Below are 11,133 nucleotides of genomic sequence, written 5' to 3' on the forward strand. Positions count from 1 at the left end.
GAGGAGACAGATGCCGCCCGCCCCGCACACCCAAGGCGACCGCCCCCTCGTCCTGCTCCCCGAGGACGTCCCGGCCATCGAGGCCGTCCCCCTCGCCGAACGCGACCTGCCGGCGAGCACCTACGACCTGCTCAGCCGCTCGGCCGCCGCCCACCCCGACCGGCCCGCGCTCCACCTGCTCGGCGAGGGCGGCGCGCCCTGGAGAAAAGCGTCCTGCTGGACCTACGGGGACCTGCTGAAGCGGGTGCACCGGGCCGCCAACGCCTACCTGGCGCTCGGGCTGCCCGAAGGCGGCGTGGTGGCGCTCATGCTGCCCAACCTCGGCGCCACCTACGCGGCCCTGCTGGGCGCCCAGGCCGTCGGCGTCGCGGGCCCGGTCAACCCGATGCTCGCCGAAGACCACCTCGTGGAGATCCTCACCCTGACCGGCGCGCGGCTCCTGCTGGCCCCCGGGCCCGGCCTCGCCCCGGACCTGTGGGCCAAGGCGCAGCGGATCGCGGCACGGCTGCCCGCCCTGCGCGCGCTGCTGTCCGTCGGCTCCCCGCCCGGCCCGCGGCCCGGAACCACCGAGGAGATCGACTTCGACGCGTTCACCCGCGACCGGGCGGCCGACCGGCTGGACACCGCGCGCCGGCCCGGCCCGGACGACATGGCCGCCTACTTCCACACCGGCGGGACGACCGGCGTGCCGAAGGTCGCACCCCACACCCACGCCATGGAGGTGTACATGGCGTGGGCGCTGGGCTGCTCCGGCGCCTATCTCGACGACGCCGTCAGCCTGTCCGGCCTGCCGCTGTTCCACGTCAACGCCCTGCACGTCACCGGCCTCGGCCCGTTCCTGCACGGCAGGACCGTGGTGTCGCTCGGCCCGCTCGGCTACCGGGACAAGACGCTGGTGGCCGACTTCTGGCACATCATCGAGCACTACCGGGTGACCAGTTTCTCCGGCGTGCCCACCGTCTACGCCTCCCTGCCGCCGGTGCCCGAGGGAGCCGACATCTCCAGCCTGCGCGCCGGAGCCGTCGGGGCGGCGCCCCTGCCCGGAAAGGTCCGCTCGGCCTTCGAGGCCGCCGCGAAAGTGCCCATGCTGGAGGGTTACGGCCTCACCGAGGCGACCTGCGCGACCGCGGCGACCCCCGCCTTCGCCCCCCGCGACGGCTCCGTCGGCCTGCGGCTGCCCTACCAGAACATCAAAGCCGTCACCGTGGACGACCACGAGCGCCCCACCGCCGACTGCCCGCCCGGCCGGACCGGGGTCCTGGCCGTCAAAGGCCCCAGCGTCTTCCCCGGCTACCTGCGGCAGGGTCCGCACGGCGCCGTCCCCGACCCGGAAGGAAAGATCTTCGACGGCTGGCTGCTCACCGGCGACCTCGGCCACGTCGACGCCGACGGTTACGTCTACCTCACCGGCCGGGCCAAGGACGTCATCATCCGCGGCGGCCACAACATCGACCCCGGACTCGTCGAGGAGTCCCTGCTGGCCCACCCCGACGTGCGCGCGGCCGCCGTCATCGGCGCCCCCGACCCCCGCGCGGGCGAGGTCCCCGTCGCCTACGTCGTCCTGGCCGCCGGCTCCCCGACGAGCGCCGACGACCTGCGCGCCTGGGCCCACGCCCGCGCGCCCGAACCCGCGGCGGCCCCCAGAACCGTCCATCTGGTGGAGAACCTCCCGACCACCGCCATCGGCAAGATCTACAAGCCCGCCCTCCTGCAGGACAGCGTGCACCGGCTCATCACGGACGCCCTGTCCGGCACGGACCCGGCGGGGCGGGTACACGTCGAACTACGCGACGGCCGACCCCACGCGATCATCCGCCTGTCCGGTCACGACGCGACCGCGCGCACCGCACTGGCCGCCGACCTCGACCGCTACCCCTTCACCTATGAGATCGCCGCGCGAACAACCGACGAGTGACGAGGCGTCCGGCACACGCGCCACGGGGCCTGATCCGTCATGAGCCGCAGGAAGAGGGGGAGCGACCCACCGGCGTTCCCGTTGAACGGCTAGGCGAGGGCGTCGTAGTAGGGCTTCATCGCCGGGTAGTAGTCGGTGAAGGCGGGGCGGGGGGTTCCCTCGCGCGCTGCCGTGAGGAGGTCCAGGTAGTACTCCCAGCCCGCCCCCATCTCGGCGAGCGGTGCTCCGGGCGTCAGGTGGTGGACGAAACGGAGCTCGGTGACGCCCGCGGTCTCGGCCAGCAGGAGCTCCACGCGCCAGTCCCCGGAGGAGTCGGACATCGACAGGGCCAGTCGGCGCGGTGGTTCGCATGCGTCGATGCGCATCTCGCACCACGGCTCGTCCTCCTCGAAGGACATCCGCACGCGGATCGTGGCGCCGGGGGCCGCGACGCCCTCCCACGGGCCGAACCAGCGCGCGGTGCGTTCGGGCTCGGTGACGCTCGCCCACACGTCCTCGACGGGTGCCCGGTAGGTCCGGACGAGGACGAGGTCCCGCCCTTCCCCGGTAGTGATCAGCTTTCCGGTGGGGTTCATGCTGTCCTCTCCTCTTCTGCGCCGTCCGTCTGTGCCTGCGCGCGGCGCTCGCGCACGGTGCGGCGGACCTCGGTCTCCAGGGCGTCGAAGCGGTGCGCCCACCCCTCGGGGCGGCTCAGGTCCGCGAGCCAGTCCGTGAGCTCGGCGAGCGGTTCGGTGCGCAGCGAATACAGCCGCCGCCGGCCGACGAGCTCGTCGCTCACCAGGCCGCTCTGCCGCAGTACCCGCAAATGCCGGCTCACCGCGGGCCGGCTGATGGCGAACCTCTGGGCTATCACTCCCGCCGGCAGGCTCCCTTCGCGCAGCAGCATGAGGATCTCCCGCCGAACGGGATCCGCGATCGCCTGCATCACTTCGTCCACCCATGAAGCGTAACCCATAGGTTACGCTTTTGTCCGGTGTGCGGGATGACTCACCACTTCTGTTCTGCTTCCGACAAGGCCGCGGACCGGCCGGCCACTGAGGTCTGCCGCAAGGAGCGGCAGATCGACCGCGTCCGTGCCGAGCTGCTGGCGCACCTGCGGGAGGAGCGGATCGAGCCGCCGGCGCGGGACCGGATCCGCCGGATCATCGGGACGGCGCTGCGGCGGGCCGAGTAGACGCAGATCTCCCAGATCTCCAGCCGGATCCCGCCACCGCGATCCGGCTGCGGACCGCATCCACCGACGCCCTGCTGCGCCGGTTCGCCAGCGAGACCGCCCCGCCTATGCCGCGATGCTCGAGGTCGGCCGCACCCAGCGCACCGTCCCACAGCGGAGTCATGACCACATCAAGTTCGGCAAGCGCGGCGAGCTCGCCGCCAACCGGCGCGAAGAACAAGAGCTGGGAATGCTGCGCCATCCTCCAACTGGCCGAGACCGAGGAATCCGCTTGCCTCCGATGAACACCGCCGAACGGCTCGTCGCCGCCGCGGTAGGGGTCTCCCACAACGCGCCCTACAAGCACTTCGCCAGCCGTGAAGCCCTGCTTGCCGAGGTCGCCATAACCGATTCCACGGCGCTGGCTGATAGCTGGACGCAGATCCGGATGTCGCCCGGCAAGCCGGCGGAGCGCCTGCTCAGCGCGCTCGACGTTCTCATCCGTTTCAGCCAGGACCGTCCAGCGCACCATCACTGACCAGCGACAACAACCTGTCCCACCGTTCGCGGTTGCCGGTTCCCGGCTGTATCCACGAGTCCAGGACTCCGACGCGGACTGCGACTGCCCGACCGCGGCCGAAGAGCTTGAGCCGATGCTCACTTCCGTTGGTGGTGTGAGAGCAGTTGAGTGAGCAGGCGGGTCAAGGTCTGCCTGTCCTCGGCCGGAAGCGGTCCGAGCAGGTCGTCCTGCACCTTGTCGAGCACTCGGTCCAGGCACCGCAGTTGCCGATCACCCGCCGTGGTGAGGGTCACCATGTTGCGCCTTCGGTCGTTCGGGTCCGGCGTCCGCTCGACGAGACCCTGCTCGGCCAGTTCGTTGATCGCCGCCACGACGTCGCTGCGGTCCATGTTGCACCGGCGGCCGAGATCGGCCTGGCTGGCCACCCCGAACTCGTCCAGCGCGGCCAGGATCCGGTAGTGGTACCCGCGCGCGCCCGCCTCGCCGAAGCCGTCGGATGCCAGCCGGTGGGCGTGCACCGCCAGCTGGGTGAGCAGCCAACTCGGCTTCGCGGTCAGGCGTGCGGGTGTCTCTTCCACGACAGCCACCATACATCGTTGGCGCGGCCAACCAATCTATGTATAGTTGGCGTCGCCAATGTTGGAGCTGCCAACGAAAGGGGCGTCATGTCCACGGATACTTTGATCGCCGACCGTATCGAGATCGCCGACCTGTTCACCCGTCTCGCGCGTCTGCTCGACGAGGAGCGGTGGGAGGATGCGGACACCGTCTTCGCCGACGATGTGGCGGTGCACTCGCCGCGCGGGGGCGAACTGCGCGGCATCGACAAGGTCGTCGGCTTTATGCGACAGGGTGAGGTCGAGGGGCAGCACACCCAGCACACGACCACCGACCTTTTGGTGGACGTCAACGGCGACCAGGCGGTCGCCTCGGCGAACTCGCTCGTGTACTACTACCGCGACGGCCGGGCACCCCACTTCACCGGCGGCCTGCGGCAGTACTGCACCGCAGTACGGACGCCGACGGGTTGGCGATTCCGCGAGGTGCGGATCGCGCCTGCCTGGACGCGCGAGAACTGATCTCTTTCCGGCCCTCCGCTCCCGAATGTGTCCCCGGACATCCGAGCACGTTGAGGTGTCAAGCGACGGTCGCCAGGCGGGGCGGGAACGGGGGCCGACAGCGTGTTTCAGAGGTGATCCTTGGGTTCTACCGGAGGTATTCCAAAGGGTCGGGGTCCAGGGCGGGTGGTGGAGTGGCCGCGGACGATGCATCGGCTCATCTGGTCGATGGCGGCCCAGCGGATGAGGGCTTCTGAGGTGGCCAGGCCGCGTTCGTAGTCGCGGGCCAGGCGGCGGCGCTGCAGCAGCCAGGCCCAAGCGCGCTCCACCACCCGCCTGCGGGGATGCACCACAAAGCCCTTCTGGCCCGAGGGTTCGCCGGCGATGTGGACCACCAAGCCCAGCATCCCGCGTGCCAGGCCACGAGCCGGTCGGCGAACACCAGGCGGACTGACCGACGTCGCCCTGGCCACCGAGATGGTCCGCGACGCCGCCGGCGGCGCCGGGGACCTGAGTCTGCTCATCTCCACCGAACACCGACTTCCCGCCCGCCATCCGCTCCTCCCGTCAACTGGCCCCCAGCGTCCGGTGATGGTCGCCCTGCCCTCTGGCCGGTCCAACCCGGCCGCCTTCCAGAGCCTGGTCAACACCTTCCCGATCCGCCAGGAGCATCTGCGCGCCGCGCTCCTGCCCGAAGAGGTCAGGACCGAGACGGGCAAGATCCTGAGCAGGCCTGCGAAGTGGTCATGAGCTCAAGGCCAGGACATCGACCGACACGCCCACCGCTGTCTTTCACCGTCTCCACTGGGGTGGCTGCACCAGGAAGGCGCGACCTTGCGTCATGGGCCGGTGACGGTGGGTGCGGGAAATTAGGATCCGGGGAATGGGCACGACTGCAGCCGAACCTGCCACCGAACCCGACGTCGACCGGCTCCGGACCGCCATGGTCGCCCGACTCAAAGAACAGGGCTTTCTCTGCTCTCCTGAGATCGAAGCCGCGTTCCTGGCTGTGCCTCGGGAGCGGTTCGCGCCCGAGGCCGATCCTGTGGAGGCCTACCGGCACAACGAGGTCGTCGTCACCCGGCGCGGCGCCGACGGCCGGGCCACCAGTTCGATCTCGGCGCCCTGGCTTCAGGCCGAGATGCTCGCCCATGCCGCGCTGCGGCCCGCGGAACGGGTTCTGGAAGTTGGCAGCGGCGGGTACAACGCGGCCCTGATCGCTGAGATCGCCGGCCCGCAGGGCACCGTCACCACTGTCGACATCGATCCGTTCGTCACCGAGCGCGCCCGGCGCTTCCTCACCGAGACCGGCTACGGCGATGTCCATGTCGTCTTGGCCGATGCCGCCGACCTCCCGGACGCTCTGGGGCCGTTCGACGCCATCATCGTCACCGTCGGGGTCTGGGATGTGGCGCCGGCCTGGATCGACCGGCTGGTGCCGGGCGGCCGACTGGTGGTGCCGCTGCGGTTCGGCGGGATCACCCGATCGATCACCTTCGTCAAGGACGACCGCGGCCTCCTTCTCGGCCACCACCCGACCGTCTGCGGTTTCGTCGCCGCCCAAGGAGGATGCGCCCACTCCGAGCAGGAGGTCGCCCTGGCCGGCGGGCAGGTGACCCTGCGCAACGACGACGGCCCGCACCTGGACGCAGGACTTCTCGAGCGGGCGCTCCGCGCTCCCCGGACCGAGCTGTGGTCGGGCATCACCGCCGAGAACGGCGAGCCCTTCGACACCCTCTACCTGTGGCTGATGACGGCGGACCCGGGAGCCGCCGGCATCATCTGGCAGGACCTCCAGTGCGACGTCAGCCTGGTCGATCTCGCGTTGAAATGGTTCAACCCTGCGCTCATCACGAGTGACGGCTTCGCCTATCTCACCGTCCGCCGCACCGAACCCGACCCCGCGACGGGTGCGCCCGGCTGGGAGTTCGGTGTCCACGGACACGGTCCCTCAGGAGATGAACTCACCCACCGGTTCATCGACCACATCCACCACTGGAACACCGAACGCCGCCGCAGCCGGGAACCTTCCTTCACGCTCTACCCCGCCGGGATGGAGGTCGAGCGGCCGACCGTGGGGCGCGTCTATCCCAAGGCGGCTTCGCAACTGGTCATGCTCTGGGAGCCCTGAGCCGCCGGGGAGGCTGTCGAACATCAGCCGTCCATTCCGCGGTCTGCTCCCGAGAGCCGCAGGCCTCGGCGTGTTCGGGACCGTCTTCGACAACGACCGCTGTGGCCGGATCGCGGTACGCGCCTCCGGCACCTCCGTGCCGGGACCGCATGACGGCGATGCGCCGCATACGACGCCGGGTAGGTCTGCATCACGTCCTCAAGGGAGGCCGCCTCGTACCCGGTCTCCTCCAGCGGTACCGGCGGCCGCGGACTTTCAAAAACCCCGCCGGTCCGTCCATCTCGTTCAGCTGCGTCCACTCGCCGACCCTGATGCCACCCACGATTCGTAGAGCTTACGGACCGGCAGGCCTTTAGCGCTGGCGGATCGCCAGGACGATGAACACCGGCCAAAAAAGAGTAGACCGGTCTCGGCCCCGACCATGGGGGCGGTTCGGGCCATCATCGCAGCCGTGTCGTCGACGCATATTTCCGATGGGCCAAAGGAATGGTCCTGGGTATCTGAACACCACATGGATGAACCCTGGGAAGGAACCCGGCCATTCGATCAGTATGGGAACTGAGCAGGCATAACGCTAGCAAAACAACGAAAGGGTACTGCGGGTGTGTGCTCTTTCTCTCGTGCGGGAGATATCGGATGGCTCACTGATAGCGTCACGCCACGCTATCCCGAACGAAAGGATGAACGACCATGAGCGGCGATGTTTCCGGAGCGCGGCCGAAATTCCTTCCCGGGATCGGCCTGACCTTCGATGACGTCCTCATCGTCCCCGCCGCCTCTCAAGTGATCCCCAGCGGCGTCGACACCACCACCCGCCTGTCCCGCAACATCACCCTGGCGATCCCGGTGGTGTCGGCGGCCATGGACACGACGGCACCAAGCCGGTCAGCGCGGTGATGACCAAAGCACCGCTCATCACCGCCGACCCCGGCATCGACGCGGCCGCAGCCTTGAACCTGATGCGGCAGCACAAGATCGAAAATCTGCCGATCGTCGACGGCGACGGCAAGCTCACCGGGCTCATCACGGTGAAGGACTACGTCAAATCCGACGCCTACCCCCACGCCTCCCGCGACGCCGACGGGCGGCTGCGCGTGGGCGCGGCCGTCGGGGTCGGCGACGACGCGATCGCCCGCGCCCACCGGCTGGCCGACGCCGGAGTGGACGCCCTGTTCGTCGACACCGCGCACGGCCACCACGAGGACGTCCCCCAGACCGTCGCGGCCCTGGCCAAGAGCCTGACCGGACGCGTGGACCTGATCGGCGGGAACATCGCCACCCGCGCCGGCGTCCAGGCCCTCATCGACGCCGGGGCCGACGGCGTGCGCGTCGGAGTCGGGCCCGGATCGATCTGCACCACCCGCGTCGTCGCCGGAGTCGGCGTCCCTCAGATCACCGCCATCCACGAAGCGGCCCAGGCCTGCGCCCAGGCCGGGATCCCGGCCTGGGCGACGGAGGCATCCAGTACTCCGGCGACATCGCCAAGGCCCTCGTCGCCGGGGCCTCCACCGTCATGCTCGGCAGCCTGCTCGCCGGAACCCAGGAAGCCCCCGGCGAACTCGTCTACGTCGGCGGCGAGCCCTACAAGACCTACCGCGGCATGGGCTCGCTCGCAGCGATGCGCAACCGCGAACGCGGCGGCTCCTACTCCAAGGACCGCTACGGCCAAGCCGACGTCGCCACCGAAACCGACCTCGTCCCCCAAGGCATCGAGGGCCGCACCCTGTACCGCGGTCCGCTCGCCCCCGTCATCCACCAGCTCGTCGGCGGTGTCCGCGCCGCCATGGGCTTCGCCGGAGCCCGCACCATCACCGACCTCCACAGCAGTGCCCAGCTGATGCGCATCACCAGCGCCGGGCTGCGCGAGTCCCACCCGCACGACGTCGCCGGGATCGCCGATGCCCCCAACTACACCGCCCATCCCTGAACCCCCGGTGCCCGGCCGCGGTGACGCGCTCGCGGCCGGGCACCCCGCCACACGGAAGGCCCCATGAGCGGCCAAACCTCTCTCGACCTCCAGCCGATCACCGCGCACACCGGCGCCGTCATCGACGGCATCGACCTGTCAGCGCCCCTCACCGACCAGCCCCGCACACCACACCGTGCCACCGTCCTGGGAGACCACCCCACCGGAGCCGGTAACCTGCGCTCCCGACTCATCGCCGGCGAGTCCCTCAGCCCCGTCGGCCGAAGCGTCGTCATCCGCATCAGCAGCAGCGGCACCCACGCACCTGTCTGTCTGCGGCTGCCGGGAGTGCCGGCGGCGCAGGTCAGGACACGCTCGGCCAGCACCGGGGTGCGAGCAACCGAAGTGACCCGAGGTTGTCGGGCGACCCCAGAGCATTCCAGGCTGGCGGTGTGGGTGAGGGGTCAGAGGCCAGGGCCGGTGAGGGTGTAGGTGGCATTGAAGGTGACGGTCGGGGGGCATGCGGACGAGCCGCTCGACTGGGTGAGGGTCTTGTTGGAGAACACGGCGGTGACCGGCGAGGCGGTGCCGAAGTAGAACCCGCTCAGCGTGGCCTTGTAGCCGCAGAAGAGGGAGCCGGTGGAGATGGTCACGGTGTACCCGGTGATGCTGATGATGCCGCCGCTGAGGGAGCCGCTCCAGGGCAGGGCCGACGCGGTGACGGTGGCGGGGCTGCCGTAGAGGGTGAAGCAGCCGTTGAAGGTGGAGCCGACGGACAGGATCCCGGCCGGCGTGACGGACCCGCTCAGCGACGAGGCGCTGCAGCCCACGCTGAGGGGCGAGCTCTGGAAGGTGACCGGTCCGGAATTTGCGCCCGTGAAGGATCCGCCGACCCAGGCTGAGGCGGGCGAGGCGAGAAGGGTGATGGCCGCGGCGGCCGTGGTAACGGCGATCGCAGCTCGGGCGAGGACGCGGGTCATGGTTATCGCTCCGTTCCGGTCATGCGCACAGGGGCGCGCTTCTGCGAGGCGGGGCGCCGTCCGGTCGGCACACTCGTATCCACCTATGTCGGGTAGGTGGAGAGAATTCCGAATCAGGCGTTCGTCCCTGGTAATTTCAGAATTGCCGCCATCTTGCTCGAAAGTCAAGATATGGGCCATGTTCGCGCCATGGCCGGACCTGGCGGGAGTCCGGTCGGCGACAGATTGGATTCTGGCCATCCTAAAAAGGTGTGAAGTATGGGTGTATCGCAGGTGGTATGAAACGGTCGCCGATACGGCCCGTCCGCTGGCGAGCTTTCAGCCGAGGCTGGCCGGTGCCTGCTTCGGCTCTTGTCGTGCTTGAATGCGCCGGGTAGCCTCGGAGCCGAGTAATACGAGCCCGGAAAATGCCGTTGTTCCCGATGTGAGCAGGCAGTCGGCGGACGGTGGGCAGCAGACGCACCCTTGATCAATCCGTGGAGCTGGCCGGTCGGCCCGAAGAGCCCGCTTGTCCATGCCTGCGGTGGGGCCTTCGCGTCCACTGCGAGGACCTTGGTCCTCATCTCTTGCACGCCCGGTAGGCGGCATATGCGGGTGTCCGCGTCGGTGAGAAAAGCCACCGATTGAGCATTGCGGGCCAGAAATGAGTGTGGTGGTCGCCAGTCCCGAATGAGGGCGGGTCGAGGGTCTTGATCTGTTCCAACAGGTCCGCGAGCTCGACGAGTGCTCCTTCCTCGGCTTGCTCGTCCTCGTCCCCATGGGCGATGGTCGCCGAGGATGCCAGTCTGCTCGGGGTAGCGCGGTGGCGGAGGTCGGTCGAGGCGTGCCAGGTATCGGCCCTTCGTTCAGATCATCGGTTTGGGTCCCGGGTATCGGTATTGCTCCTGGCTTCCGCCTGGTGGGACAGGGCTGCGCGGACCGTGGGCAGGCCGGGGGTGAGGTGGTCGCCGACCAGGTGCAGGCAGCGGCGGCCGCCGGGGGAGAGAGACGAGGGGGGCAGGGATTGCAGGGCGCGGCTGAACCGGATGATCTGCGCGGAGGCCGCATGAGGGGTGAAAAAGGTCGGCCGGGCCCGCTGGTCAGGCCTTCGAAGGTGGCGATCTCGGCACCGGGGCGGCACACCACGTCGGGCTCTGGGGTATGGGCGATGAGGAGTTCCCCGCGGTCGGCGACGCTGCATGCCGGATGGGCGCCGTTGCGGACCCTCCTCAGGCGCCCGGCCTCGTTCCAGCGGTAGACGCCCGGCCCGCGAAAAGACGCCGTCAGACGCATCGGGACGGAGGCGGAGAGCCTGAGCTTGGCGTAGAGCGGCGCGGATCCTGGCCTCACGGCTGTCGGGGGGCTCGCGGTCGAACTCCTCGGGCTCGCCGAGCCCCTTCGAGCATGGCCACTAAGAGCACGTCTTATGTGGTGATTCGGGAGAGTCTCTTGTAGCAGATCAGGGCGGCGGCGAGGGTGAGGAACGCGGCG

Annotated in this window: 12 protein-coding genes and 1 pseudogene; 8 read left to right on the forward strand and 5 right to left on the reverse strand. The window is 69.5% G+C overall.

From position 1 onward, the window contains the following. Positions 1-10: 10 nt before the first annotated feature. Entirely contained in the window at positions 11-1,915 is a 1,905-nt protein-coding gene (locus tag C2865_RS23400; RefSeq protein ID WP_106400660.1) for an acyl-CoA synthetase, read from the forward strand. Between the two features lie 89 nt (positions 1,916-2,004). Here the strand turns inward: C2865_RS23400 and C2865_RS23405 are convergent, their stop codons facing one another. Both C2865_RS23405 and C2865_RS23410 read right to left on the reverse strand, forming a co-directional pair. After that, positions 2,005-2,490 carry an SRPBCC family protein gene (locus C2865_RS23405; protein ID WP_106400661.1) on the reverse strand — a complete coding sequence of 162 codons (486 nt, stop codon included), beginning with the start codon at positions 2,488-2,490 and terminating at the stop codon, positions 2,005-2,007. Then, a complete protein-coding gene (locus C2865_RS23410) occupies positions 2,487-2,852 on the reverse strand; it encodes a metalloregulator ArsR/SmtB family transcription factor (protein WP_106400720.1) in 366 nt (121 codons plus the stop codon). Before C2865_RS23410 ends, C2865_RS23405 begins: the two co-directional genes overlap by 4 nt. A gap of 45 nt (positions 2,853-2,897) precedes the next feature. On the opposite strand from C2865_RS23410, the gene C2865_RS23415 reads away from it, so the two are divergent. Together C2865_RS23415 and C2865_RS40170 are read left to right on the forward strand one after the other, a co-directional pair. Beyond that, positions 2,898-3,089, forward strand: a complete 192-nt coding sequence (locus tag C2865_RS23415; RefSeq protein WP_157963890.1) for a hypothetical protein — start codon at positions 2,898-2,900, stop codon at positions 3,087-3,089. A gap of 115 nt (positions 3,090-3,204) precedes the next feature. Continuing rightward, positions 3,205-3,606: a TetR family transcriptional regulator gene (locus C2865_RS40170; protein ID WP_198653533.1), complete on the forward strand. Its 402-nt coding sequence runs from the start codon at positions 3,205-3,207 to the stop codon at positions 3,604-3,606. Positions 3,607-3,725: 119 nt separating this feature from the next. On the opposite strand, the gene C2865_RS23425 is transcribed toward C2865_RS40170, so the two are convergent. Continuing rightward, positions 3,726-4,166, reverse strand: coding sequence for a MarR family winged helix-turn-helix transcriptional regulator (locus C2865_RS23425; RefSeq protein ID WP_106400721.1), 441 nt, complete (start codon positions 4,164-4,166; stop codon positions 3,726-3,728). Between the two features lie 87 nt (positions 4,167-4,253). Here C2865_RS23425 and C2865_RS23430 point away from each other — a divergent pair, with 87 nt between their 5' ends. Next, a complete protein-coding gene (locus tag C2865_RS23430) occupies positions 4,254-4,667 on the forward strand; it encodes a nuclear transport factor 2 family protein (RefSeq protein ID WP_106400663.1) in 414 nt (137 codons plus the stop codon). A 107-nt stretch (positions 4,668-4,774) separates the two neighbouring features. On the opposite strand, the gene C2865_RS41885 is transcribed toward C2865_RS23430, so the two are convergent. Then, positions 4,775-4,996 (reverse strand): transposase, encoded by a 222-nt coding sequence (locus C2865_RS41885; RefSeq protein WP_157963891.1) that lies wholly within the window; start codon positions 4,994-4,996, stop codon positions 4,775-4,777. 34 nt (positions 4,997-5,030) lie between these two features. On the opposite strand from C2865_RS41885, the gene C2865_RS39560 reads away from it, so the two are divergent. From C2865_RS39560 to guaB, 4 genes and pseudogenes are all read left to right on the forward strand, one after another. Next, positions 5,031-5,396 carry a hypothetical protein gene (locus C2865_RS39560; protein ID WP_157963892.1) on the forward strand — a complete coding sequence of 122 codons (366 nt, stop codon included), beginning with the start codon at positions 5,031-5,033 and terminating at the stop codon, positions 5,394-5,396. Between the two features lie 133 nt (positions 5,397-5,529). Beyond that, on the forward strand, positions 5,530-6,777 hold the full coding sequence (gene fxlM, locus C2865_RS23440) for a methyltransferase, FxLD system (protein ID WP_106400665.1): 1,248 nt from the start codon (positions 5,530-5,532) through the stop codon (positions 6,775-6,777). 690 nt (positions 6,778-7,467) lie between these two features. Further along, positions 7,468-7,674 carry an IMP dehydrogenase gene (locus tag C2865_RS42000; protein ID WP_456297948.1) on the forward strand — a complete coding sequence of 69 codons (207 nt, stop codon included), beginning with the start codon at positions 7,468-7,470 and terminating at the stop codon, positions 7,672-7,674. After that, positions 7,674-8,704 (forward strand): annotated as a pseudogene (gene guaB / locus C2865_RS23445) (IMP dehydrogenase). Before C2865_RS42000 ends, guaB begins: the two are co-directional and overlap by 1 nt. Positions 8,705-9,147: 443 nt before the next feature. On the opposite strand, the gene C2865_RS23450 reads toward guaB, so the two are convergent. Then, the gene (locus tag C2865_RS23450; RefSeq protein WP_106400666.1) at positions 9,148-9,663 is read right to left on the reverse strand and encodes a hypothetical protein; all 516 of its coding nucleotides are present in this window, start codon (positions 9,661-9,663) and stop codon (positions 9,148-9,150) included. Positions 9,664-11,133 lie beyond the last annotated feature (1,470 nt).

The sequence above is a fragment of the Actinocorallia populi genome (genome assembly GCF_002995495.1).
Classification (GTDB): domain Bacteria; phylum Actinomycetota; class Actinomycetes; order Streptosporangiales; family Streptosporangiaceae; genus Actinocorallia; species Actinocorallia populi.